Below are 26,963 nucleotides of genomic sequence, written 5' to 3' on the forward strand. Positions count from 1 at the left end.
CGCGCGGCAGAAGTGCTGTTGTCCTAACTGTTTAAAGGTGGCCCGTCAGGCCAAACCGCTTCATCAACCCACTTTCCAGCAAGCCCTTGGGCAGCAACCCCGCCAGCAGCGGTAACGCCCGGCTGCCATTGCCCAGCCGTAGCAGACGCGGTGGTTTGCTGTTTTGCACGGCTTTGAGTAGATCAGCCGCAAACTCCGTGGCCGGAGTCGGATTGTCCTGAGAAGCCTTGGCCCGAGCGCGAATACCTTCGCGTAACGGCCACCAGGGCGATTGTTCGGTGATCAGCAGTTCGGCTTCAACGCCTGCGTTCCTGGCGAAGCTGGAGGCGATGGCGCCGGGCTGGACTTCCATCACCCGGATGCCGAACGGCGCCAGTTCCATGCGCAACGCGTCGCTCAAGGCATGCACCGCGGCTTTCGAGGCGCAATAGGCACCGGCGAACGGAGTCACCAAAACGCCGGAGACGCTGCCGATATTAACCACTAATCCCTTGGCGCGACGCAGTACGGGGAACAGCGCACGGGTGACGCCGACGATGGCGAACACGTTGGTTTCGAACTGGCGTTGCATCGCCGGTACACCGCCGTCGAGCAACGGCCCCATGGCGCCGTAACCAGCATTGTTGATCAGCACGTCGAGACCGCCGTGTTGCTGGTTGATGCGCTCGCCCAATTGTTCCAGCGCCGGCCCGTCATTGACGTCCAGTTGCACCGCGGTGAACCCGGCCGCTGCGAGTATCGCCACGTCCTCAGCCTTGCGCGCCGTGGCCCAAACCTCGAAACCGGCGCCTTTGAAGGCATCGGCCAGGGCGCGGCCGATGCCGCTGGAACAACCGGTGATTAACGCGATGGGCATGGCGCGGTCCTTGTGCAAGAAGAGGGGGGAAGTGAAGGATCAGTCAGAGAAACTACCCTGCAAATGCTCGGCGCGAAACTCCAGGGTTTGCGGGCGATAGCCGGGACGCAGCGGCGGTATCGGCAAGCAGTCTTCCCAATCGGCGCCGGCCTGCAATTCGCCGGGGCCACGGTAGCGCGGCGCGGCGTATTGATTGTCCGCCAGGTTGACGGTGTCGCCCGGCGCATAGGCCGCGATCCGCCAGCGTAACTCGGTCAGCGGCACGTCGTTGCCGTTGTTCATCTTCAGCAGCAGCGGGCGATCCGCCGGGCAGTGTTCCGGTGCGTAGGTGATGCGCAACTCCAGCCGCGCCAGTTGCTTGACCTCGCGGTTGTCCAGCCACACCACCCACGTCGCGACCAACCCCAACCCGATGGCCGCCGCCAGAGAGACCGGTAAAGCCTTGGCCGGATAGCGCAGCAACAGGATCAGCCAGGTGATGACCAGCAGGACGCCGATGAACATGAAGCGAAACCTCGGGCAGGGGAGAGGGTCATCCTACCTAAGCGTAGATGGGGTTGGCGATGGGCGGATTTGGTGAGGCCTTCATGCGGCACGGTGGGCTTGAATATACTGGGTGAGCGCCATGAGCAGTTACGCACTCATAGAGTGTCGCCGCTGGATGTGCTGCCTGGAGAAGAAGGGGGGAGAGTGGATGATGCGGTATTTGGGATTGAAAAGGACAGGGGGGCTGTAAAAACAGATGTGACTTGCAACGGAACTGAATGAGTGCTGGTATTTCACTCATGACATTCAGTCAAGTCCCCCCCCCTCTTCAGCCTAGGGCAATATATAGCAGCTAAAGGTTACGGGAATAGAAGGGGATTCGCACCTTACTGAAATTAATAAATGGCCGGCATTAGCACCCTTTCCGTCAATTAACCACTCTACCCCCTCTTCGGTCAAACGAACTGGCTTCGCCACGTCAGGTGTAAAAACAAGTCCGAAGTCATTATTGTTTGGAAGTCTTAAACTGAATTCGCGACCTATCAATGAACTACCCTGGTTGGGGATGAATTTCATAGAGTGTATTCTATCTCTATGTAGCTCAATCGCGTGTTCCGTTGTCATGAGTTTGCCATCAATTGTCATTCTTCCGGCATGCAAGAGGTGATAGCCAAAAACCTGTACCGGAATAACTTTTTTCTGACCGATTTTTGAACAGCTCCACTCTAGGGATCCGGTACTAAAATTTCCTTCTTGAATGGTTATAAACCACTCGATCCCTGAACTTACTAGAGTTTTAGGGTTCTTCAAAAGTGGCACTGAAGACAACCAAGGCATATTGCTGCTTGTCGCGGAAATCCGACTATCTATGAGGTTGGAATTCCTGGGGTTTATCCTTAATTTTTGATTTCCAGCAGGGCGCGCAAGGATGCCTTCTCCAATGGCGAATGGCACGCCATTCCACAAAAATTCTAAATCGGATGCCCAGGGTGAGGTAGCGAGTACTTCAACTTTAAACGAATGCCGAACGTAATCATTGTCATAAGGAGACCATATTTTTATCTGTATATCATACTCGCCAGCACTCTTCGGTGTAAGCGTGTGCTCGCTCCAACCATCGACCTTGGTATGTTTTTTAAATGACTCGCCCTCTACAATCCATTCAATCGCAACGCCCTCCATCACTTTACCGGTGTAGTAAGAAACAACCTCCACCGCTAAAAAAGCGACATCTTCATTCAAAACAATCGGAGCCTGTGGTGCAGTTGTTTTTCTGATCTTAAGTCGGTGATCCCCCACCGAAACGGGGATTTTATAGGGTTGTGCAGTGAACTCACTTTGGAGCCACAGCACAAACTCGGTATCGACACCGTCGGCCGGACATTTGAATGTCCAACGCGCACCTTCCTCTCCAAATATTTGATAATCGCCGACGTTCGGTTCTACCGTCAGAGGTAGAGGCGGTTGCTTTGGGTCTTCATTCAGACTGACCCGCTGATTAAGCCAAGGGCTATCAGCTTGGGCGAAAACCTTCTGTGTGTGCTCACCACCATGGCAAAAGTACAAGAGTGGTGTCACCGTTAATTGTGATTCTTTATTCTGGTTCATCGCAGGTCTCTCCTAGTTTACGGTGGGTAGCGCTAAATAATCGATCAGGTAGTTTCTGATGTGTGGTCTGCTGTTGAAGTCAACGGCGAGCAGGACCGATTTTATTTGTGCGGGTATTTGTATGTGAGCCACTAATCGTTAACTAACAAGGTTGTGTGCCAGTGCTCTGGTAATGCGGATGTTAAGTTTTTTGAAGCGCGGAGCTGTTTATCACGGTCCGGTGTTAACTTTCATCAGTGATATTCAGCTCCGATTTAAATGTCAGGTTGTGATCTCATACAATCTGTCATCGACCTGGATTTTGCTCAACTTCAACGGCGCAAGATGCAGTTGAACGTTGAGATCGGTCATACGTAAGCCACTTGATCCGCCCAAGTCAGAACCATGCAATTCAACGGTAATATCCTTGTCGCCTGCCACCACCGTGAGCGTATAAGGCGCATAGAAGTTCCAGTCGGCGAGAGGCTGATCAGGAATTTTTCCACTTAAGTCGATGAGGTCCTCTGTCCCGGTGCTGGGCCTCACCACGACCTTGGCGTTTGCACCGTCACCGAAGTTTTCATATTGAAAACTCACCCGATACCAGGCATTCGTCAGTTGAGCCGTGGTGAGGGGGGCCGTGTCGAATGTCTGAGTAACGGCCGCCTCTCCATTCATCATCAAGTAATTATCATAGGTAGGGTCTGTGAATGTTCTCGCATTTCCCTTGCCATTAAAGTGTGTCCAGTAATCCTTCCAGTCTGAGGAAAATCGGCCGTCTTCAATCAGTTCACGACCCCGGATTTCGTCTTCGTTCATGATGTTTTCACCTCTATTGATCCATGGTTTCTGAATCGACATAACGCCACTCAGGCACTCCGCCAGGTAGCGCCCCTGGTTGATCAGGGGCGGCCCACTCTCAATCACCCAACTTATCCAGCACCGCTTCGGTGTAAGCCGTACCGCCGGCCTTTGCCAGATAACGCACGTGTACAACAACGTCCGTCAGACTCTTGATCAGTTTTTGTTGTTGAGCCGACGCGTGCCGCGGGAAATGAAGCTGCCACCTCGAAACAGCCCCCGTGCCTTCAAAGGGCAGGTAGCGTTCATCTCCGAACATCAGTTGGTGCAGGCCGGCATCATCCAGACCATGGCTGATGCCCACTTGCTGGTGGCTGCGCAGGTTGAGCAAAATATCGGGCGGCGGCATCTGGTTCCCGTCCCCATACAGATAGTCGAGCGAGTCGACATTGGCCTTGAGCACCGTGGTGCTGCCGGTTTGCGTCAGAGTCGCGTGCGCATCCTGGTAGGGGCCCAATACCATCGGCAAGGACAGCGCGACGGTGGTGATCTGTCGGCAGTAATGGCCGGGGTAATCGCTGTCGAACAATTGCTGAGAGAACTCGAAGTCAAGCTTGCCTTTACCCAGTTCCACCAGCACCTGCTCCCAGGTTTTGGGCGCGGTGTACTGGCCTTGTTCGAACAGCTGACGCAGGGAAATGGTCTTGGTCAGCTCCAGTCGACGCTCGTTACGGTTCAGGAAGTCCCGCTCCAGGCGCAGCAGGTCGAGCAGCATCGACTCGCCGGCGCTGAGGCCGTGGCGGTTGTCCATCCAGACATTAGGGCGAATGACCCGCGTGTCGAAATCGCCCATCTCGTATTGCCAACTGGCTTCGGCGCTCAGGCACAGCCCCACCACGGCGTCATAGGTCTGGAAGTACAACGTGGCCATCTGGCTCAACAGCCAGCGGTAAAGCTCAACGTTGGTGGCGCGGGTTTTGTAGAACGAATAGAGCTCCTGGGCCTGCTGGTTGGCTTTTTCGGTTTGTGCGAGGCTGGCTCTGGCGGCCCGGAGGGTGTGCATATGGGCTGTGAGCTGTTCCTTGACCACCTCTAGTTCGCTCTTGGCCTGGGCTTCGGCAAAGCTCCATTCTTGAGCCCGACGAAGGTAGAACGCTGTTCGTTGACTGATTTCACCTCCCGTGGCTAAAACGCTGCCCGTGATGGCTAATGCTAAAGCTGCCTTTTCCACTGGTTTCGATGGGTCACCACCGCCGGCAGCCATGCCGAAAATACGCGGGAACACGGCGGCGACACCTGCGGCGACGCTTGGCACCATGGCGGCGTAGCCGGTGAGCTTTCCAGCGATTGAAAGGGTATCGCCAGCTATTTCTGCCCCCAACAATGCGTTGCCATTAAGGTCTTCATAGTGCCTGGCCCGCTCTTCAATCATCTTCCGACTTTGTTTCAACGCGGCTTCCGAGGCCTCCAGCTGCTTGATAGTTTCCTCCTGGATGGTAGTGGCATGCCCGCCCAGTGCAATGACATGGCTTTGCTGCAACTCTTCCAGTTGCCCGCGATCACGCATCTCCATCAACTGACGCACCTCACGGCCAAACCCGATAAGGGTCTGCACCGCGTTTTGCGCCGTGGCCAGCAGGGAGCGGAAACGGTAGTGCGGAATGTTCAGCCAGCCGCCGGCGTTGCGCGATGCTCCCGAAGAGCCGCCAGCCTGGGCTCGCAGCAGGTCGAGCGGGTTGGTAGGCGGGGCATACAGCGCCAGCGACATCGGTTTGCCGTCGATGGTCAGGTTGTGCCGCATGTTCCACAGGCACTCCTCGATGTACTTCCAGATGTTCAGCAACTGATCGTTGGTGGCAGGGCGAAACTCATCCAGGTCGACGATCTCGAAGTCTGGCGTACCCTCTACCCGCGCTGGCAGGTTGGCGACGTTGACGTCCAGCGACTGGGCGAACGTCACCAGTGACGAGGCGCCAGCCTTGGGCTTGAGTATGTCGTCCGCCGACTTCGGCACCCAGTGGCTCATGGCTTTGGCCGTGGGCGCGGTGCCCATCAACGACAAGGCCCGCACGTATTGCAGTTTCGCCGCCGCCAGGCTGTCACGGGTCAGCCGGCGATAGAGTGAATCGGCATGGGCGATGATGCAGCGCACGTAAGCCACAAAAATGGTTTTGCGGTAGTGAATGCGGTTCGAAAAGGCAATGGCGTCGGGGTCCACCAATCCCAGGGCTTCGAAGCCGATATCGCCTTTTTCCAGCAACGGGCGGCAAAGCCAGTAGCGATCACTGGGTTCCTTTTCGTCCGGGCGTGGCTCTCGAATGTGCGGGTTGAAAATGTACTGGTACCAGCGTTGCGACTCCTGGTAGTTGCGTTCTTCGCACAGACGATGGGCAATCAGGAAGGGCAGGTGGAAGAACAGTTCCCAGTAAAACTTACCGTGTGCGCTGTTGAAGTCGATGGGCGCATTCGGCGGGGATGTGCCTTCGGGCTGAGGCTCAAGGGTGTCCTGCGACCTCCGGGACAAAATTTCATCAATGGAAATAGCCGCCTTGGCCACCAGTTCCGGACCAAAAAGGGAATTGAGGCGAATCCACTTGAGCTTCGTGAGATTTAGCGACTGAACATTCAGGAACTGCGCACCAGACTCCTGTTTGCTGATCACCGGAACGCTGTTGACATTCGGGGCCTGATCGAAGGTGATGTCGTTGCGGTCTTGGCCATAGCTACCGTCGGCATGCCCGCCCCACACGGCGTCGCTGAGTGAGAGCTTGTGCTGCAGGTTATTGCTATCGGCGAAACGCTCATTGATCAACTTTTTGAGTTTTTCAATGTCAGGAGATTGTTGCTCTAACAGTGCAGTGCACACAGCGAATAGCCATCCGCGTTCTTCCTCAGCCTGTGCGGCGGCCGCCTGCTGCTGTGAAGGAGGCGGGGTAATGGTGAAACATACGGCCAGCAGGTCATCGACATCTTTTTTCACGCCGGGTTGGTTCACGACCACCAACCGGGCGGTACCTTTCGACTCCCCGCTATACCCCGTCTTCCCCAAGGATGTAGGGTGCGACCAGATCCCATTCGCTGCAAGATAGGAAAGCTTGGCCTCAGCCTGCCATTGGTTATGGAAGATGATTTCAACAGGCCCAGTTGTTTGCTTGTGGTCTGGCACTTTTTGCTCCTCGACGTAAACCACCGCCAAGCGCCCGGCGAAAAACACCGGCCGAATCGCCAGCACGGTCTCGGCAGCCGGAATACCAATGGGCTTCCACTCGGTCCAGGCGGCCGGGTTAAGGAACTCACTCCCGGCGTTTAACTCGACATGGGCTTTGCGCCAGAAATAGCCAAAGGGTTGAACGCGTTGCCGGCCAACAAAGTAATAATCGGCATTCTTGAAGTCTTCGCCCTTTTTGCCGGTACTTCCGTTGGTACTGTCTATGTAAGCCGAAATCAGATCGAGGTTGCACACCTCTTCAAAATGCGTCAGGTGCTCAAAGAGCGCCATCTGCACCGCTCCATCGTTGAGATTCGCTTGCCCCAGATTATTTTCCAGTTCCTTGAAGGAGTCAGATTTGTTCAAGCGTAACGTCGGGTTTATGTAATTTTCCGGGTAATCGGCCAGCATCTGATAACCGGCCCAATCACTGATGTTGCAATAGCGCTGGTGCCAGGCTGCCAATTCGTCTTTGGAAAATTCCGTTGTGTGGCCAGATTCCATGCCTCCATAGATGGCGCCGATATACTGTTGCAAACAAGCGATTGCCTCGGCCAGTCGCGACGTCTCCAGTTGCTGACCGACCTGACTATCGAGCAACAGGTACTGATACAAATCATTGAGTGATGTCAGGTTCAACTTGTCTGGGCGAACTTCATCTTCTACTGGCGCTACTTGCCCCAGATAAAAGTCTGACAGGGCCATGCAGCGACGTTCTTCCAACGTGCCCATAATTGACGTGTTCATTGTTTTCTCCTCTGCACCGCTAAGTAGCAATATTTCGAAGATAAAAGGCCGAAACAAAGCAGGCACACAGTTATGCCTGACAGTAAAAAGCATGCCTTCTTATTGGCTTACGAACTCTGCAGCCAGAAAAACAAAAGTCAACTGCCATCGACAACGTGCAACTTGTAGGGATTTGTAGTCCCTGAATATTGCCAGGCGGATTTAATCGTGTCGTCTTTAAATAGTGCAGCATTTATATCTAATAATCCTATCAGCGTCGAATCCAACTGCACTCGCCAGCGTCCATCCCTTCCCACTATTCCTCGAGCGTAAATAGTTGCAGAGGAATTCATCTTTACCACTCGAACCTCTAGACCGGGCAAACCCACTCCTTCAAGCCAGGATCCACGTCTGACTCTGACCGCCTGATTACGGATCAAAACAGGGTTTGTATACTCAACAATGGCAACAAAATCAGTCACGGTTACCCTTACATCAGCCGCCCACGCCTCAGTCGTATCGATATGCCGCTGTTTGATCGAAAGCACATGCGGCCCCATCGACAGCGGCTCAGGAACCCGTACCGACCATTTCCCGTCATCGCCGACACTGGTACGCGCCAGCAGCGGCCCGTCGCGGCCTTCGAATACATAAATCTGCGCCGACGGACTGCCGGTACCCGTCAGCAACGGCTGAACTTCCACGTTGTTGCCATTGGCGGGATACGACAGCACCGGTGGCGGTGCATCCAGACGCCCCGGCAATACCAGTCGCTGATCGAGTCGATTGCAGTAGAAGGTCAAATCGAAGGTGCCGTTGCGCAGGTCCTTGCAGTCAATGTTCCAGCTGAGCTTTTTGTTATCGCCGATCATCACGTAGGCGCCGGTGGGCGGACTGAAGATCATTCCCAGCCCCTTTGCCGAGAACTCACTGTTCCAGGCCAGCATCGCACGGGCGCCATTAAGGTCGACCGCGGGTGGCAGGTCGATCTCAAGCGAATAGGTTCGACCTCGGATGAACGCCAAGGGCTCTCGTTCGGACGTGCGGCTGACAACGGTATTCGTAGTCGTGTCGGTCAATGTGTAGGTCCACGGAATCGCCGGCACGACTTTGAGATTGAACGTGCGCTTGTCCGTTATTTTATTCACCTGGACAGCTGTCACCTCGTAGTCGCCCACCTCGTCGACCTCGAAGGGAAACGTGGAACGCCCCAATGCATCGGTCGAAATCGTGGTCATGACCGGAGAGCTGCTCGGCAGTTTTTTGACCGTCCATTCGATCGGACACTGGGCAATCAGCCTTGCCTGGTTATCGGCCCGCTCCCTGACCGCGACCCACAATAAGGTAGGCGTACCCGAGCCCGCGACCGGGTACGTATAGTCGGTAGATTCGCCGTGAATCACCGCCGCCGTGGCCACGTAGATCTCGAGTTTTTGCTCGCCCATTTCGACCTTGGCAATGTATGTCTGGTTTCCATGTGCTGGTGTGGTCACGGTGTACTCAGCAACGCCATCGACCGAAGTCGTTGCAGTGCCGAGCGGCGTTTGCCCATTGAAGAACGTGACGACCACATTGGGTGCAGGCCGTTTACCAAGGCCTATGACGTGACAACGAAGTACCAGCGGCTGCCCGACGACGGCCATCGACACCGCCTCCAGGAGTTTGATAGAGGGCTTGTCGACAAAAGTGATGTTATTGATGACCAGCGAATCCTTGGTGCTGTAACTCGCCACCACGCTTGCGTTTTCCACGGGCTCGATGCTTCTGATTCGGGTTCTGGCGAAGCCTTGCTCATCGGTAATCGCCACCAGTGGATCAGCAACGACGCCTTGCCCGGCAAATGTCACGGTACGGCCAACCCCAGGGTTGCGGTGCTTATCTTCAAGCTTCACAAACACAGGGAAAAACGCTTGCCCGCCGGCCAAAAATGTTTCGTCTTTCCCTGGGTCTTCAGAGCTGTCAAGGCTGAAGCCCAGCGAGAATTCGTCGCAATCGATCAGGATTTTCGGTGCGTACACCACTTGAGCCAGGCCATAGGTGCCCTTGACTTGCACGGCGCCCATCCACGGTCCTTTCTCTGGCTTGAAGCGAATCACTGCACGCCCCTCATGGTCGGTCATCGACGTCGACTCCAGCAGCCCGGGGCGATCGCAGCTCCAGGTCACCGTGATGTTCGGCAAGACTTGGTTGGTGAGGTCACGCAGCGTCAACTCGATCAGGGCGACTTGATTCTTCACATTGGCGATCAGGGTGTCGTTGATGCACCTGATATCGTGAGTCACGCTCTGGCCGACTTCGCCGAATGCCTGAGACTGACCCTGCACCGCAGACTCGGACAAACACTCCAGCACCTGTTCTGCGGCATTGCGGCAGGCATGCTTGTCACTGTCCGGGGTGAGCGCACCCAAGCCAATGATGGCCTTGGCATCCAAGCCACTACTGGCCGCCAGCCCACGAATGCGAAGCAGCGTGTCCAGGGTGGGCAAATCGCGAACCACCGGCATCGACGGATTCAAATAGAGGATGCACTCGAGCACCTCCCGGACGCCCCACTTCACCACTTCAGCCAGCTTGCTCGCCGCCGAATCACGGATCAGCCGCAGGTCTTCCGGTGTCAGATAGGTCGGCAGCCCATTGACCAGCTCCAGGTACTGCAGCATTTTTTCGGCAGGTTGCCCGGTGTGGGTCACCACCCGCTGAAACAGTGTCAGGTAATACAAGGTACTGAGGGTGAGTTCTTCTGGATGCTTGAGACCGAGCCACTGCCAGTTTTGCCGGGTGGTCAGGGCCACCAGCATCGCAGAACTGAGCGCGAGCTTTTGAACAAGGTCAGCGCGCCGAGTCAGCTGTGCCAGCAGGTTCAGCACGTCATCGCCGACGTTGACTTTCTCTGTACCGGAAGTGACCGCGTCCAGCGCCCGTGTCGTTTCCATGAGCAAGAGGTAGACACCGCCCTTGTTGACCCATTTGAGTAACGGCAGCACCAGGTCCTGGGAAATACTCAGGTACACCGACAAGCTTTCCTGGACCACCGCATGTTGAGCGTCCCTGGCCTGCAACAGCAGCGCCAGAATCACCGCACATGCCCGATCGACATCCGCTGGCGGGATGCTCGCCAACGTCACTGCCGCTTGAATTTCCCCGCGAGCCACGCGCTCATAATCTTCCTCGTCGTGGGTCAGCCCCAACACCAGACCATCGCGGTCAACCAGCTCTTCAAGCAGTGGCAGCCAGCCTTCGGAGTAGAGGTCATTACTCTGCGGCACGCCCGCGGCCCGAAGCGTCTCTTCAGAGAACCGCACCGGTTGCAGCCGCTTGTGGACTTCCTGCAGTAACGTGGTGTCCGCTTCGGTCGCCAGGGGCGGCGCAATCACTGGCGCCACATGCTGCACCAGCCAAGGCACGTTCAGGTCATTGTCCTGGCACCATTGAACGCAGGATTGCGCGGCATGCATCACGCTCAATACATCGCCGATGCCGCTAACGCCGCTGACCAGCAGACGGGGCTCGCCTAATACCCTCTGAAGCAACTCGCTGCCGCCCCTATCGCTCAGGGCCTCCAGCAGTACCCCTGACTCTATGGGGCTGATGCGCAGAAAAGCGGCCAGCAACACCAAGCGATAAAAGGACGAGAGTATCGGCAGGCTGCGTTGCAGTTCGTCGGTCAGGTTGTAGCTCTTGGCCACGAAGCGCGCCAGGTAACGCCAGGTCTCCTGATTGATCCCCAGGCTGCTGCAAATTTGATCGACGGTACGCTTGTCGGCACGCGTTTGCGGTTCGATCGCAAAATTGCCGTTATCCAGCATTAAAGGTGTATCAAACAACGCCTGAGCATTGAAAATCCGGTCGAACTGCGAAGATTCTTCGCCGCGTCCATAAGGAGAAATCTCATCGATCAGGGCGGCGAATTGCTCGGCAGAGCACTTGAACCGCAGACGAAATTCCTGGAACAGGCCAATGGCCCGAAGGGTATTGTTGGTGATTCTGAAGGGTGTGGCCGCCGACTGATCGGCAGAGTCTTGCGAACCGACGATCTCGCCACGTTGCTCCGCCCGGATCGCGGCCATGACCAGTCGATCACATTGGTCAGGGGGCAATTCCAGCCAGCGGCTCAGACGCAACATCCGGTTCATCCGCTCAAAACGGTTGTCTGTAGCGTCGGTCAGCATCCGTGTGCCGCCATTGGCTGGAGGCGACAGGTCCATCGCAGCGGCCGTACCCTCGTTGATGAACACCGAGCCAAATACCTTGGGTGACGCCTGCGGAACCACGCTTGGGTCCACATTGATCGAGCGCTTCGGCACGCAGTCTTCGATCGACAACAGGGAGGTCAGCGTCTGCGCATCAATCGAGGTCTGGGCGCAGAAGTGCACCGAGTCCAGCAACGGCGTGCGGGTGGAGCCGAAGTTTTCCTTGTAGAATTTTTCGGGTTGGCCGGGGGCGCTGGCGGGAAGAAAGTTTTCGGTCAACAATCGCTGCCCTTGAGACCCTATGTTGCAGGATTGATGGAGCGCAATGTCCGACAGCGCGCCGTGTACCCCTGATTGCTTGAAGTACGGGGCCGTCGAGTCAATGACACGCACCACCTCGCCCAATGAGAGCTTGTTCTCCCCCAATACCAGTTTCCATTGTTCGGCATACCACTCGAACGGCATGGAGCGATGCGGAAAACGCGTTTCCAGCAATCGGTCATCGACCACTTGATCTTTCAATACCGCAGGGCCGATGAAGTTTTTGATGATGCTTTCCAGCACCTCATTGACCAGAACCACCGTCGGTTTGATCTGGAACATGCTCATGGAGTCAATGATGAGCTGAGTGAGATCCGGCCGCCGAGTGTCGAGGGTAATGAGCCCGGCCCCGCCCGTTGCGCGGGCTTCCAGATCCCGTGCCAGCACCACCAACCTCACGAAATACGCCGCGGGCGAGATACTCGAGTCCGGGCTTTGCGAGGGGCTGAAACCCTCCCAGTCGGGATGGAACAGATCATCGAAGGTAGGCGTCTCCACCAGGGCCCTGACCCCGGTGCGATGCAACGGATTGGGCGGTGTCTGGCGCACCAAACGCTGCTCACGAAACTCGCGGGCGGCATACACCGCCAGGCTCGACGCTCTGTCCAGTAGCACTTGCGCCTCGCGGCTGTGCATCCCGAATGTCTCCACCACACCTTGACGCCCCAGCTTGAGCAGCTCGAACACCGACCCGCGCTGTTCGATGAAATGTTCGATGTTGCTCAACGTCGAAGGCTCGGCAGTACCCGGCATCAGTTCGAAAAGTTGTTTGATGGACGGATTGGTGAAGTCCTTGCTCATCCTGTTTCTCCTGCAAGCCCAAGTGTGGCGCCCTGAGCGACACGCAAAGGAGAGAGTGAATCGGCGATTGTGCTGTGGTGTTTTTTCTACGCTGAACGTGAACGAGTATCTACCTGACAGAATTGACAGTGTCGACGAACGGTAGTTTTGGCTGATTAAGCCTCGGGAGGGGTCAACACATAGAACCAGTGGATAAACGTATAGCCGGACTTCGCAGATTGTGAGCCCGAATACCAAATCCCTCGGGTATGTAGCTCATGGGGGCCTGGAGGTAAGTTCTGAGAAAACTTGCTCTGGCTGCTATCTTTCTCGAATGATGGTCCGCTCGGATGAAAATCGATCTCGAACTTCTTCGCAGGGTAGTGCCCTCCAGTCCCAGGTACGATATCGATACGTACAGGTGAACTGTAAACCCGATCGCTCGCAGGACTGTTAACTTGGGGGGGGTGATATCGACCAGTGGATGAGACTCTTCTAGTATCTTTGCCATTTTCCGATCTCCGGTGGTTAGAACGGTCAGATGTTTCACCTTGCTATTGGTAGTCAGCCATCCGGTCGATGACAACCTGACATAACTGACAGTCCCGACGAGTGGTAGCGGAGCTTCTCCCTACAACAGTGGCGCCTGTACGGTGGTCAGGCCACTGACTACACCACCTTGCGTTCCGACCTACACATCCGCCAGACTCCGCCCGCAAGGCGCTGGACAACGAGTACCCGATCAATCCGATCAGGTACGGGCTTCAGCTGTAATGCGCTGAACCTCAAAAGGGCTTGCCCAGACGCGGGGTACTCGACAGCGCCGTCATAAGAACTGGTCTGCTGAGCACAACAGACCGGTTCTTTTCGCCTGAAACATTGGCGATTAAAACGCTGCATATCTAACGGATTCAATCTAAAAAATGCTCATCAACCTGTCAGGTTTGACAGGTCACAGCCGCCCGCTTGCCTGATAAGTTGAGTCCACTCGGGCAGTCTGCCCGCTCTCAGCTCTGTCACGGTGGACACCAGGATGGCCATGGACAATCAAGGAAAACTCGAGATCAACGCCCCCTCCCTGCCCAAGGGCGGTGGCGCCATCCAAAGCATCGGCAAGGGGTGGGGCGCGGTGGGCACCAGCGGTGCGGCCTCCCTGGAGTTGCCTCTGCCGATCTCCCCCGGACGCGGCTTTGCCCCGGCGCTCGGGTTGGGTTACAGCAGTGACGTCGGCAATAGCCCGTTCGGGATCGGCTGGCGGATGACGGTCAATGCCATCACCCTGCGCACCACCAAAGGCGTACCGACTTACACAGGCACCGATCAGGTGGTTGGCCCCGGCGGTGATGTGTGGATGCCCGAGCGCGCTGAAAGCGACGGCTCGCTGATCTCCCGAACCGAAACCGCCTACAACGGCGTGCCACTGGGGGGCGAGCATAGGGTGGTGCGGCACTGGCCGCGGGTCGAGGGTGAGTTTGCCTTGATCGAACATTGGTCCACTACCGCAGACCCCACAGGGTTCTGGCTGATTCACGGTGCCGATGGCAGCCTGCATGCTTATGGCAAAACCGAGAACTCGCGCCGGGCCGACCCGAACAACCTGCAGCATGTCGGCGTCTGGTTGATCGACGAAAGCCTCAATACCCGAGGCGAGCACATCATCTACGAGTACAAGGCCGAAGAGGATGCCCCGGCGGCGCCGCAGTGGCGCGACCACCGTGCTCAGCGCTACCTCAAACGCGTGTGCTACGGCAATGAAAAGGCCCATCGACATCTGTACTCATGGGGCGCCGACAGCTGGAAAGAAGAACACTGGCACTTTCACCTGGTGTTCGATTATGGCGAGCGCAGCACTGCGCTTGAGACCGCGCCGACCTTTGATGAAACGCTGATATGGCCTGAGCGCAGCGATCCGTTCTGGAACTACGCCTACGGGTTTGAACTGGGCACCCGGCGCCTGTGCCGGCAAGTGCTGATGTTCCATCACTTCCCCAAAGAACTGGGGGAAACACCGGTGCTGGTCCAGCGCCTGTTGCTGGAGCACCGGGCAAATCCGTTGGGCTACAACCACCTGACGGCTGCGCACCTTCAGGCCTATGACAGTCTGGGCCAGGTCGAGAGCCGACCACCGATGGAGTTTCGCTACAACGCTTTTGAACTTGATCCGCAACATCATCAGGGGGGGACTCGGTTCCTGGATATGCCCGGGCTCAACGACGGTCAGCGTTACCAGATGGTGGACCTGTATGGCGAAGGCATGCCGGGGGTGCTATGCCGCTACGACAAGGCCTGGTACTACCGTGAACCGTTGCGCAGCACAACGGGTCGCGACGGCGTGTGGTACAGCGACTGGAAACAGCTGGAGAACATTCCAGTCGCCGACAGCAGCAAGCCGATCCACCAGTCGCTCACCGACCTGACCGGCGATGGCAAGCTGGACTGGGTGATCGCCGGGCCGGGGATGTGCGGTTATTTCACCCTGAACCCGGACGGAAGCTGGTCTGACTTCATCCCTTTCGATGCCTTCCCCAGCGAGTTTTTCCACCCCATGGCGCAAATGGCCGACCTGGTCGGTGACGGCTTGAGCGACATGGCGCTGATCGGCACCCGCAGCGTGCGCCTGTACGCCAACCGTCGCGAGACCGGGTTCGCCGATGGTATCGATGTGCCCCACCCGGACAAAGCAGAGGACGAGGACGATCTGCCACTGCTGAGCAACACCCCGACCGAACTGGTAGCTTTTGCCGATGTGCTGGGTAGTGGAACCTCGCATCTGGTGCGCATCCGTCACAACGAAGTCAAATGCTGGCCGAACCTGGGGCGTGGGCGATTTGGCAAGGGCTTCGTGCTGTGCTCCCTGCCTTTTACCTACGCCGAGTTCAATGCCTCGCAGGTGCTGCTGGCCGATCTCGACGGCTCGGGCGCGGCCGATCTGATCTATCTGGAACCTGATCGCCTGCGGGTGTTCATGAACCATGCCGGTAACGGCTACGCCCCGACCTCCGTCGACCTGCCCTGGCCTGAAGGTGTGCGCTACGACCGCTTCTGCCAGGTCAGCACCGCCGACCTGCAAGGGCTGGGCTGCTCCAGCCTGATCCTGACCGTACCGCACATGACACCACGGCACTGGCGCTACGATTTCGTCAAGGCCAAACCCTACCTGGTAAGTGAAACCTGCAACAACATGGGCGCCAGTAGTCGCGTGACCTACCGCAGTTCGGCCCAGGAATGGCTGGACGAGAAGCAGGAGCAGCACACTGCGGGGGTCGAGAACCCCATCTCCCATCTACCGTTTGCCATGCACCTGGTGAGCCAGCAAACCCAGATCGATGACATCACGAGCAACCGACTGACCCAGGGATTCACCTACCGCGGCGGTTATTACGACCGCTTCGAACGAGAGTTCCGTGGCTTTCGCCTGCTGATGCAGACCGATACCGAAGCCACTCCTGCGGAACGGGCGGGTGCCGGTTTCACCGCGCCGATTCTGAACAAGATCTGGTTCCATACGGGCGAATCCATCGATTCGTCGAGGGACGGTTACTACGCTCTCGACCCGCTGGCGATCGCTCTGAAACCCACCGAGCTGCAGAACTACCACTTCAACGACCGCGCGGCGCAACGGCTCGCCCCACTGGACGAAGACACAGCCCGCGAAATCGCCCGCAGCCTGAGCGGCAGGGTCATGCGCTCGGAGGTCTTTGCTGCCGACGACGACCCGGCCACTGCTGTGCCCTATGTCGTACAAGAGAGCCGCTATCTGGTACGGGTGCTGCGCCCCAAAGGCCAGCATCAACCTTACGCAGTACTCCAGCCCATGGATCTGGAGTCGATCAGTTACCACTATGAACCGCACCTCGCAGACGACCCGTTCTGCCAGCACAGCCTCAACCTGGAGTGGGATGAATATGGCAGCGTCGTTCATGGGGTCAGCGTGCACTACGCCCGACGCAGCACCGTCGACGACACGCCGCCCTTCAGTGACGAGTATCAGAGCACCTGGTGGAAAGACGCCCATGATCCGGCTCAACAATGTTGGTACCTGACGCAAACCAAGGCGAAACATATCCACCATCAGGGTGAAGACGAACCGAACCTTGAAGCTTGGCGCCTGGGTCTGCCGTACCAACAGCGCAGCAATGCACTGGTTCTGGAGAAGTCAGAACTGAGCCCTGCAACCATCAACCATGACAACTTCCTTGAATGGTTCAAGGAGGGCGGGAAGTGGGCTGACGAGCCTGTGCTGACCGGTCTGTCTCGACAGTTCTACATCAACCCGGTCAGCGGCCAAACGATGGATCCGGAAAAGGCGACCTTCGAAGGGTTACCTGCCTACATGGAAACGGCGGAACTGGATGAAGTCGCCCTGAGCGCTTACGACAAACTCAAGGACGAGCAGGGCACGATGCCCTTCAACCTGAAAGAAAAACTCGAATCGCCTGAGGTCGGTTACCACATCATGGAGCTGTTCCTGCCCGAAGTGAAAAAGGATGGAAGCCTGAACTCGGATGACGCAAAAGACTACTTGTGGTCCGTGCACCGAGGCTTTCCCACCTACCATGGGCTGGACGGCTTTTATAACGTCAAGGAGTTCCAGGAGACCCGAAGTCACGGCATTACCCGGATGACCTACGATGACTACGGGTGCCTGACCACCGCCGTCACATTGCCGGACGGCTGCACCACCCGTAGCCTCGACATCGACTACCGGACGTTCCTGCCGGCGGCTATCGAGGATGCCAATCGCAATATCCAGGAGGCCCGTTACAGCGCGTTCGGTGAACCGCTGGTCACCAGTTTTTACGGTACTGAACTGGGTGAGCCCGTGGGTTTCCACTCCTTGCATCTCTATTTGCCGCCGGACGACCGTGACCCCGCTCTTGCCATTGCCAATCCGACAGCCGCTATCGGTCATTTCGCCAGCGCCGGTTTCTGGGACACCTTTTGCTGGATGGGCCGTGTCTCTGCGCCGTCCCCGGAATGGTTCGCCTGGGCCAGAGCCGAAGGTTTTGTGCTGCCCAGTGGGCACCTCTGCGACCGGGCCCGGCAGCACCTCGAAGGCCTGAAAACCCCTGATGCGAACGAGCGGATCTTGAAGGCGCACATTGACGCGGCGCATCGTGAGCCGGTGTACGCCGTCACCCTGTTGGCCGACCGCTACCCCGGCGACGCAGAGATGCAAGTCCGGGTGAGTATCGCTTGCCTGGACGGATTCGGCCGGACGCTGCAAACCAAGCAGGAGGTCGAACCCGGCATGTCCTGGCTAGTCGATGAAAGCGGCGAACTGATCCTCAAGCCCGACGGGACGCCGCAGGAAGCCGAGGTGCCGCGACGCTGGCGGGTCAGTGAGCCGGTCGAGTACAACAACAAGGGGGAGACCGTGCGGATTTACCGGCCGTACTTTGCCGATCAGCCGCGCTATATCAAGGATCGGTCGATGCGCAAACACGCCTTTCACGACCAGCAGTTCTACGACGCGGCAGGCCGCCCGACCGAGACCTTACTGGCAAAAAAAATGCTGCAAGGCAACCCACCGGAAGAAAAACCGTTGCGCCGGGAGCAGCAGTACCGCACCTGGTACACCATCGCCTTCGACGAGAACGATCTGTTTGATCCACCTCCAGCCGAGCAGCGGGGAACTCCATGGACGGGCAAGTGAGTTCAAATGTTGATTTACATACCCCATACCTGGCGGTCATCGACGGTCGTGGTTTGCCGGTTCGTCAGGTCGCGTATTGTCGGCGAGACGTCAGCGAGCTTGTCCCCGAGAAGCGGGTCACTGCCCAACAGCATGACGCCGCCGGGTGGCTGGTGACGCAGCGTGATCCGCGGTTTCTGGCGCCAACGGCCCGACCGAACCTGACCACGGTTTACAGCCTGTCGGGGGCGGTGTTGCTTACTGACAGTGTCGATGCCGGGTGGCGTTTGGGTTTGTCGGGTGAGGCCAGGCAGGTGCTGGAGCGCTGGGATGGCCGGGGCAGTCATTGGTAGACTGAGTTCGACGAACAACGGCGGCCGACAGCGATCCATGAACAAACCCGGGGGGCGGACGTCAAGACCATTGAGCGCCTGACCTACGCCGACAATGCGCTTGAATTCGCTGAGCGTAACCAGTGCGGGCAGTTGGTTCGTCATGATGATCCGGCGGGCACGCAGCTGTTTGCGGCGTTTGGCGTGATCGGCGGGGTGCTGGAGCAGACGCGGCATTTTCTACAGGCGTTGGACGCCCTCGACTGGCCTGAGCTTGTGGCGGAGCGTGACCTGCTGTGTGAACCCGGGACAGGCGCGACCAGCCGCTCGTGCTTCAACGCGCTGGGCGAGGTGATCGAACAGATCGACGCCCAAGGCCATCGCCAGTTGTTCAACCAGACCGTCGCCGGCCAGTTGCGTGAGGTTCGCCTGCAACTGAAAAACACCGCCACGCCGACCACCCTGGTCAGCGCCATTCAGTACAACGCGCACGGTCAGACCGAACGCGAAACTGCCGGCAACGGTGTGCTCACCACGTTGGAATATGCGGCTGAAGATGGCCGCCTGACCCGGCTTCAGGCCAAGCGTGGCAACGAGGCTTTGCAAGACCTGCGTTATGCCTACGACCCGACGGGCAATGTGCTCAGTATCGAGGACGCGGCGCTGCCGATTCGTTACTTCGCCAATCAGCGCATCGAGCCGATCAGCCGTTATCGCTACGACAGCCTTTATCAACTGATCGAAGCCACCGGCTGGGAGGCGGGCAGCGCCAACCAGGGCCCGTCGTCATCCACCACCGCCGATCCCGCCGCGGTTGGCCATTACCGCCAGACCTATCGCTATGACGCCGGCAACAACCTGCTGGAACTGACCCATGTCGGCCCGCAGAACCTCGGCCATCGACTGGTTGCAGCGGCGCACAGCAACCGTTGCCTGCCGGTGCGCGAGGGCGTGGAGCCGGGCGAGGAGGACTTTCGCAACGGCTTCGACACCAACGGTAATCTGCTGAACCTGCAACCGGGGCAAGCCTTGAGCTGGAACCTGCGCAACCAGTTGTGCGAAGTGCAACCGGTAGAACGCGACTCCAGAGCCGACGATCGTGAGCGCTACATTTACGGCGCCGATGGCATGCGCGTGCGCAAAGTCCGCTCGATGCAAACCGCTGCCCGGACGCTGATCTCGGAAGTGCGTTATCTGCCGAATCTGGAACTGCGCAGCCACAGCGGCACCGGCGAAGTGTTGCAGGTGATCGGCGTCCAGGCCGGGCGCAGCAGTGTGCGGGTGTTGCACTGGGAATCAGAACCTCCCAAGGACACGGCCAATGATCAATACCGTTACAACCTGAATGACCATCTGGGTTCCTGCACCCTGGAGCTCGATGGTGAGGGGGGAGTGATCAGCCAGGAGCGTTATCACCCCTTCGGTACTACCGCGTGGTTTGCTGGATCGGGGGAAGTTGAGGCGAGTTATAAAACGGTGCGCTATTCGGGGAAAGAGCGGGATGCGACGGGGCTTTATTACTACGGGTTCAGGTATTACGTGACGGGGTGGCAACGGTGGTTGAATCCGGATCCGGCGGGAGGCATTGATGGGATTAATCTGTATCGAATGGTTAGAAATAGTCCTGTAACTTTTCATGATGAGCGAGGTAATAGTTCGAGTCGTGATTTTTTTGACGAGAAGGATGTTGAAGGTTTCACATCTATATTTTCATCAATCAAGACCGGGCTTGAGGCTCAAGGTATAAAACCCGATAGAACACTTTATTTAATGGTCGGGCGTAGTCCGCAAACGTTAGGTGCTTTCATAGAGCAACAGGGCTATTCGACAGCCCTGCTTCAAATGTCAGGGTTGGGTGGTGACAAGAAAAAGATGCATGCTTACTCAGAGTTGTCCGAAGCGGAACGTGGTAATAGGAATCGCTTTATTGAAGCGGCTGTCGGGGGCAAAGACTCAGGAATGGATGCTGTTGCTTTACTTGATTACGCTGTAACTGGTAGTAGCCTGCTGCAGGCGCATCAAGTTGTAAGCGAGCACTATGCGGCAATGGGTAGTGATATGAAAGTTAAGAATGCAATGATATCGCGATATACCGATGATTCGACTCTTACTCCCCAAGAAAGTGGCGTGCTGCGTAGCGCGGATAATGTGCTTTTCGATCAGGTTCTTCAGAAAGGCTTGTTGGATATCAATGAAAGAGGTGTATTGCGTTATTTGAAAATTATGCATGCTGAAGTGGATAAGGGGTTGTCGTATACCGAAAAATTTCCATACCATGAAATAGATAAGGGGACGAAAGCACTCATTGATCCGGAAAAGAGATTTCGCCTAAGTGTTATGATGAAAAAAGCCTTGTTTTTGTATCCGGTAGTTAGTCAGAGAAATGCAAAAAATATCAGTGGGCAAAGGTTTAAGCTTCAGATGGTTGTATCTGGGCGTAATCGTGTCGACGAATATATTAATGCTCACAATCATAAGAGGTTGTCCCTGCTTCAGCGATTGTTCTCATAATTTACTATTTTGTTTTTTCTGAGGGCGGAATGATAAGGTCATAATTCCATTTTGCTAATGAATTCTACAAGTTCGAGATAGGCGATGGTGGATGAGAGTAGCCCAGCGAGCTTGATGTTTTCAAGCATTGAACAAAGGCCTCCAGTCAGTACTGTAATTTCTGCCAGTAGCCGTTATCGCCTGGAATGCGCCAGCATCCTGCTGGCAAACAAGAATGAGGTTGCGCCATGCAGGCTCGGACCATCGGTATGCATTACAAGACACCCCGACTCGCGGTCAGTGATCCACGAGGTTTGTCCGTACGCTCAGTGGATTATTATCGAGGCGAAGAAAATGCAGCAGTGCAAGCCCGGATCAGTCGCAACGTGTTCGATGCGCTTGGACGCGCCATAGAACAGTGGGATCCACGGTTGCTGACGGAAGCTTCGGCCCCCGCCAATCTGAGCACAATTCATTCCCTGTCTGGCAAGGTACTGAGCACGATCAGCGTCGATGCCGGGTGGCGCGTCAGTCTGATGGGCGAGGCGGATCAACCCGTGCAGGGCTGGGATGGCCGTGGCAGTCAGCACTGGACTGAATACGATGAGCAATTGCGACCGCTGGCGCTGTTCGAGCAGTCCAAGGGTGAACCGTCGTTCTGCACGGAACGTTATGGCTATGGCGGGGCTGATCCGGCATTCGCCGCGCACAACCGGTGCGGGCAACTGATTCGTCACGATGAACCGGCGGGCACGCAAGTGTTTGCGGCGTTTGGCGTGATCGGCGGGGTGCTGGAGCAGACGCGGCATTTTCTACAGGCGTTGGACGCCCCCGACTGGCCTGAGCTTGTGGCGGAGCGTGACCTGCTGTGTGAACCCGGTACAGGCGCGACCAGCCGCTCGTGCTTCAACGCGCTGGGCGAGGTGATCGAGCAGATCGACGCCAAAGGCCATCGCCAGTTGTTCAACCAGACCGTCGCCGGCCAGTTGCGTGAGGTTCGCCTGCAACTGAAAAACGCCGCCACGCCGACCACCCTGGTCAGCGCCATTCAGTACAACGCGCACGGTCAGACCGAACGCGAAACTGCCGGCAATGGTGTGCTCACCACGTTGGAATATGCGGCTGAAGATGGCCGCCTGACCCGGCTTCAGGCCAAGCGTGGCAACGAGGCTTTGCAAGACCTGCGTTATGCCTACGACCCGACGGGCAATGTGCTCAGTATCGAGGACGCGGCGCTGCCGATTCGTTACTTCGCCAATCAGCGCATCGAGCCGATCAGCCGTTACCGCTACGACAGCCTTTATCAACTGATCGAAGCCAGCGGCTGGGAGGCTGGTGGCGCCAATCGCGGCCCGCAGTTTTCGGCGTTTGACGACCCTGCACCGTGCGCCAATTACCGCCAGCGCTACCACTACGATGCGGGCGGCAATCTGTTGGAGCTGACCCACGAAGGCCCGCAAAGCCACGGCCATCGATTGGTCGCGGCGGCGTACAGCAACCGTTGCCTGCCGGTACTTGAGGGCGTGGAACCGGGCGAGGAAGACTTTCGCAACGGTTTCGACGCCAACGGCAATCTGCTGAGCCTGCAACCGGGACAGGCCTTGAGTTGGGACCTGCGCAACCAGTTGCGCGAAGTTCGACCGGTAGAGCGCAATTCCGGAGCCGACGATAGCGAACGCTACATTTACGGTGCCGACGGCATGCGTGTGCGCAAAGTTCGCGAGATGCAAACCCATGCACGGAGGCTTACCAGTGAGGTCCGTTACTTGCCCGGCTTGGAACTGCGAAGCCACAGCGGCACAGGTGAAATGCTTGAAGTCATCGAGGTCAAGACTGGGCGCGGCAGCGTGCGGGTGTTGCACTGGGAAGCGAGGCGACCTGCGGAAATTGCCAACGATCAGCAACGCTACAGCCTGGCGGATCATCTGGGGTCGAGCACGCTGGAGTTGGACCAGGATGCCAACATCATCACTCAGGAAAGGTATTACCCGTTCGGCGGCACGGCGTGGGCGGATGGCGAGGCGGTGCAGGTCAGTTACAAAACGGTGCGGTATTCGGGCAAAGAACGGGATGCGACGGGGCTTTATTACTATGGGTTCCGGTATTACGTGGCGGGGTGGCAACGGTGGTTGAATCCGGATCCGGCGGGTGACGTGGATGGGGTTAATCTATATCGAATGGTCAGGAATAATCCGATGTTATGGGTCGACGATAATGGCTTGGCTCCAATCTCACCAGATTCGTCACGAAAAGAACCACGACGCAGTGTCGAAGACTTAGCGGTGCGTGGTGGGAGTTCAAAACTGCAAACAGGTGACACATATGGTGTTTTGATGCCCGCAGAGGAGCTTACACCTTCATCATCCACATCCACATCCACATCCACATCCACATCCACATCCAGTACAGTCAAGAATGCCTCATCGAATAAATTGAGTGTCTTGGCTAAAATTCTTTCTATATTTAAGGAAAATCAGCCTGTTGACGCAGGTGATGGTGATTTTACTACGGTCAGTATCATCGTGAACGGAGGTTCTCCGATGCATGGGCCAGTTAATCTTAAAAAGCCTTTCGATGCCAAGCGGTGGGCTACAAATCAAGAGCCGATGTTCGTATATCGTCAGGATAATAGAAGCCTCGATGAAATAACTTTGGCGGGAGGCTTTCAGCCTAGAGCGCTAGAGTTGGATACCGTAGAGGATCATATGTTGAAATCGCGAGACTATAACTATGTTTCAACTTCTAATGTTAGGTTGAGAGGTGGGAGTTATGGAGAGTATGAATACAAAATCAAACTTGAACCCGGGCAGGGGATAGATACAGGTGCATACCTTCGTACAGTATTCGGCAAGATGACAAAAAAAGTAGCGAGAATAACCGAGTATTCGATACCGGGCGGTATATCACCCTCGCAAATTGTTGGGGTTCGCCGGTGGGGAAAGTGAAATCGTCAAACGCATAAGCCTTCTGACCAGTAAAAAAAAACCCTCGCAACCTCCTGCGGATGTGGGAACCGAGGGTTGGGAGGGGGCTTTTTGTACTACCAATCAATCACTGCACAATGGTTTTCACCGAGACGCTGTGTTCGACCGAGGGCACGCAACCGTAGATATCTTCAAACTGTGGTGTGCCATCCTGATACTTTATTCGGAGGCGTGGTCGCGCAGGAAAACCAGGTTGTCGGGTTTTGACTGTTCAGCACTGTAGCGGTAACCCTGCACGTCAAACTGCTTGAGCGCAGCCGGGTCGTTGATGCGTTCCTGGATCACGAAACGGCTCATCATCCCGCGGGCTTTCTTCGCGTAGAAGCTGATGATCTTGTACTGGCCGTTCTTCAGGTCCTTGAACTCGGTGTTGATGATCCGGGCGTTCAAGGCGCTGCGTTTGACTGCAGAAAAGTACTCGTTGGAGGCGAGGTTGAGCAGCACGTCATCGCCTTGATCGGCCAGGGCTTCGTTCAGCCATTCGCTGATTTGCGTGCCCCAGAAGGCGTACAAGTCCTTGCCGCGGGCATTGGTCAGTTTGGTGCCCATCTCCAGACGATATGGCTGCATCAGGTCCAGGGGGCGCAGCAGGCCGTAGAGGCCCGAGAGCATACGCAAGTGTTGCTGGGCGTAGTCGAAATCGGCTTCGCTGAAGGTCTGGGCATTCATGCCGGTGTACACGTCACCCTTGAACGCCAGCAGCGCCTGCTTGGCGTTGGCCGGCGTGAATGCCGGGGTCCAGCTGCCAAAGCGTGCGGCGTTGAGGCCGCCGATCTTGTCGGAAACGTGCATCAACTCGCTGATTTGTGCCGGGCTCAGCTCGCGCAGTTGCAGGATCAGCTCCTGGGAGTGGTCCAGGTACTGCGGCTGAGTGAAACGCTGGGTGGCCGGCGGTGTTTCGTAATCGAGGGTCTTGGCGGGGGAAATCACCATCAGCATTGAAGTCGTCTCCTTTAATCGTGCGGGGATTCTAGGGGGTTGTCCGGGTTGACTCCAGCTATCAAGGTCATAAGTGATGATCGGTGGGTATCCGCACAACCTGTGGTAGATCGGTGCCGCTGCGGGGATCTGGTCTGGATCAGCTATAGTGCCGCGCGGGTTTTGTTATGGAGACATCCTTTTGCGTATCGCTTTACTGTTTTGTGCCTGGTTGTTCAGCGTTGGTGCCTATGCCGCGCCCAACGACCTCGCCACGCTGGATCGCAGCACCTGGCCTGAACAACTCGGCAACCCGACGCTGTTCGATGTCGCGTCACGCGCAGAAATCCTCACCTTCGCCCGGGCCTTGCTCGCCAGTGAAGCGCTGGACGAAGGCGCTTTAAAACAGCGCCTGGGCTTGCGCATGATCAACCTTGGGTCGATCAACAAGCTGCGCGCACGCATGTGGCTGCGCCTGCTCGCCAACTACAACTTCGCCCAGCAGAGCTGTGACCAGGATGCGTCCTTCTGTTTTCTGGTCGAAGACATGGACACCCTGCGTCAGCAGGCTGCCAAGTTCGAGCTAGGCGAAGACTCGTATTACACCCGCTGGGCCGAACCGAGCAGGCGCTTTCATGAGCGCTATCTGAATGAACAACTGCGCAAGGCTGCGTTGTTTCCGCAGACCAGCAGCGAAGTCGAACTGTTCGGTGACTACGAGCGTAACGGCGATGAGCTGAATGATCGGCTGTTTGTGCTGAGCTTCGACAGCGCCGTGAACATCGCCCCGGACAACACCGCGTGGCTGACCGAGTACCTGCGCAAGTCGAACCTGAGCGGGACTTTCTTTGTGCTGGGCAGCGATATCCAGAACCGTCTGGCACAACATTCGGTGGCCGAGCTGCAAGCGTTGTACTCAAAGCAGTGCATCGGCGTGCAGGGCTGGGAGTTCCGTTCCCACAGCCATTGGCAGGATTGGCAGTACTCAGTCACTCGCAGCGTCGAGCTGGTGAAAAACAAACTGCCGGAGAACTTTGTGCCGTTGTTCCGTCCGCCCAATGGCCAGCGTCGCGCCGATGCGCAGGGTTTCTTCAAGACTCAGGGGTTGCAGGTTGCGCTGTGGGACATTGACCCGGCGGACGGCAGTCGCCAGCTCACGGCTGAGCAGAGTGCGCAGCGGGTGCTGACATTGATGCTGTTGTGGCGCCACGGGGTGATCAACTTCAACGTCAAGCAGGACGTGGTGAAAACGGCAATGCCCTGGTTGTTGACGCACACCGCGCAAAGCGGGATCGGCTGGGAGGATTGTCAGGACGCTTTTCGCTGAAACGCGCCTTTCCCCAAAAAAAGCCGGAAACATTGGGGCAGGGGTGATTTTTAGAGGGATTTCGATGCAGGCGGACTTCCGACTTTAACGGTGCCGGGTCGGCGCGCCAAGGGCTTTTCGTCACTCTGAAAAATAAACTTCAAAAAAACGTCAAAGTGCTTTTTTCTGTCACAGGTTTTGGAGTATTACGAAGACAGACCGCCGAAACCTGCAACACAGGTGGCGTCTTCCAAGACCCCCTTGTGTGCAGTTCACTTGAGTCGTGCAGTTCATTTGGGTACGGCAGGTGAATTCGGTGGCCACTTCGAGGCGCAGCACTGTC

General features: G+C 56.9%; 12 protein-coding genes. 5 read left to right on the top strand and 7 right to left on the bottom strand.

Annotated features, from left to right (window positions below):
- Positions 1 to 31: 31 nt before the first annotated feature.
- From AC1RPZ_RS09010 to AC1RPZ_RS09035, 6 genes are all read right to left on the bottom strand, one after another.
- Complete coding sequence (locus AC1RPZ_RS09010; RefSeq protein WP_493136707.1) at positions 32 to 856, bottom strand: SDR family oxidoreductase; 825 nt, start codon at positions 854 to 856, stop codon at positions 32 to 34.
- 39 nt (positions 857 to 895) lie between these two features.
- Positions 896 to 1,360: a multidrug transporter gene (locus AC1RPZ_RS09015; protein ID WP_493136708.1), complete on the bottom strand. Its 465-nt coding sequence runs from the start codon at positions 1,358 to 1,360 to the stop codon at positions 896 to 898.
- A gap of 315 nt (positions 1,361 to 1,675) precedes the next feature.
- Positions 1,676 to 2,950, bottom strand: coding sequence for a hypothetical protein (locus tag AC1RPZ_RS09020; protein WP_493136709.1), 1,275 nt, complete (start codon positions 2,948 to 2,950; stop codon positions 1,676 to 1,678).
- A 261-nt stretch (positions 2,951 to 3,211) separates the two neighbouring features.
- Positions 3,212 to 3,748, bottom strand: coding sequence for a hypothetical protein (locus AC1RPZ_RS09025; protein ID WP_493136710.1), 537 nt, complete (start codon positions 3,746 to 3,748; stop codon positions 3,212 to 3,214).
- Positions 3,749 to 3,848: 100 nt separating this feature from the next.
- Positions 3,849 to 7,685 carry a Tc toxin subunit A-related protein gene (locus AC1RPZ_RS09030; RefSeq protein WP_493136711.1) on the bottom strand — a complete coding sequence of 1,279 codons (3,837 nt, stop codon included), beginning with the start codon at positions 7,683 to 7,685 and terminating at the stop codon, positions 3,849 to 3,851.
- A 137-nt stretch (positions 7,686 to 7,822) separates the two neighbouring features.
- Positions 7,823 to 12,976, bottom strand: coding sequence for a Tc toxin subunit A (locus AC1RPZ_RS09035; protein ID WP_493136712.1), 5,154 nt, complete (start codon positions 12,974 to 12,976; stop codon positions 7,823 to 7,825).
- A gap of 1,012 nt (positions 12,977 to 13,988) precedes the next feature.
- Here AC1RPZ_RS09035 and AC1RPZ_RS09040 point away from each other — a divergent pair.
- The 4 genes from AC1RPZ_RS09040 to AC1RPZ_RS09055 all read left to right on the top strand — a co-directional run bounded on the left by AC1RPZ_RS09040 (position 13,989) and on the right by AC1RPZ_RS09055 (position 24,357).
- Positions 13,989 to 18,611 carry a SpvB/TcaC N-terminal domain-containing protein gene (locus AC1RPZ_RS09040; protein WP_493136713.1) on the top strand — a complete coding sequence of 1,541 codons (4,623 nt, stop codon included), beginning with the start codon at positions 13,989 to 13,991 and terminating at the stop codon, positions 18,609 to 18,611.
- Entirely contained in the window at positions 18,608 to 18,943 is a 336-nt protein-coding gene (locus AC1RPZ_RS09045; RefSeq protein ID WP_493136714.1) for a hypothetical protein, read from the top strand. Before AC1RPZ_RS09040 ends, AC1RPZ_RS09045 begins: the two co-directional genes overlap by 4 nt.
- Positions 18,944 to 19,075: 132 nt before the next feature.
- Positions 19,076 to 21,433 carry an RHS repeat domain-containing protein gene (locus AC1RPZ_RS09050; RefSeq protein ID WP_493136715.1) on the top strand — a complete coding sequence of 786 codons (2,358 nt, stop codon included), beginning with the start codon at positions 19,076 to 19,078 and terminating at the stop codon, positions 21,431 to 21,433.
- A gap of 227 nt (positions 21,434 to 21,660) precedes the next feature.
- Positions 21,661 to 24,357: an RHS repeat-associated core domain-containing protein gene (locus AC1RPZ_RS09055; protein ID WP_493136716.1), complete on the top strand. Its 2,697-nt coding sequence runs from the start codon at positions 21,661 to 21,663 to the stop codon at positions 24,355 to 24,357.
- Positions 24,358 to 24,555: 198 nt separating this feature from the next.
- On the opposite strand, the gene yaaA is transcribed toward AC1RPZ_RS09055, so the two are convergent.
- The gene (yaaA, locus tag AC1RPZ_RS09060) at positions 24,556 to 25,335 is read right to left on the bottom strand and encodes a peroxide stress protein YaaA (RefSeq protein WP_493136717.1); all 780 of its coding nucleotides are present in this window, start codon (positions 25,333 to 25,335) and stop codon (positions 24,556 to 24,558) included.
- 181 nt (positions 25,336 to 25,516) lie between these two features.
- On the opposite strand from yaaA, the gene AC1RPZ_RS09065 reads away from it, so the two are divergent.
- Positions 25,517 to 26,641, top strand: coding sequence for a polysaccharide deacetylase family protein (locus AC1RPZ_RS09065; protein ID WP_493136718.1), 1,125 nt, complete (start codon positions 25,517 to 25,519; stop codon positions 26,639 to 26,641).
- The last annotated feature ends 322 nt before the right edge of the window (positions 26,642 to 26,963 follow it).

The sequence above is a fragment of the Pseudomonas sp. GW822-FHT02D10 genome, assembly GCF_058802345.1.

Bases quoted from the DNA above. Each gene is read 5' to 3' on its own strand.
- AC1RPZ_RS09015 (WP_493136708.1), bottom strand. From the start codon at position 1,360: ATGTTCATCGGCGTCCTGCTGGTCATCACCTGGCTGATCCTGTTGCTG.
- AC1RPZ_RS09025 (WP_493136710.1), bottom strand. From the start codon at position 3,748: ATGAACGAAGACGAAATCCGGGGTCGTGAACTGATTGAAGACGGCCGA.
- yaaA (WP_493136717.1), bottom strand. From the start codon at position 25,335: ATGCTGATGGTGATTTCCCCCGCCAAGACCCTCGATTACGAAACACCG.
- AC1RPZ_RS09020 (WP_493136709.1), bottom strand. From the start codon at position 2,950: ATGAACCAGAATAAAGAATCACAATTAACGGTGACACCACTCTTGTAC.
- AC1RPZ_RS09030 (WP_493136711.1), bottom strand. From the start codon at position 7,685: ATGAACACGTCAATTATGGGCACGTTGGAAGAACGTCGCTGCATGGCC.
- AC1RPZ_RS09040 (WP_493136713.1), top strand. From the start codon at position 13,989: ATGGCCATGGACAATCAAGGAAAACTCGAGATCAACGCCCCCTCCCTG.
- AC1RPZ_RS09055 (WP_493136716.1), top strand. From the start codon at position 21,661: ATGCAGGCTCGGACCATCGGTATGCATTACAAGACACCCCGACTCGCG.
- AC1RPZ_RS09035 (WP_493136712.1), bottom strand. From the start codon at position 12,976: ATGAGCAAGGACTTCACCAATCCGTCCATCAAACAACTTTTCGAACTG.
- AC1RPZ_RS09010 (WP_493136707.1), bottom strand. From the start codon at position 856: ATGCCCATCGCGTTAATCACCGGTTGTTCCAGCGGCATCGGCCGCGCC.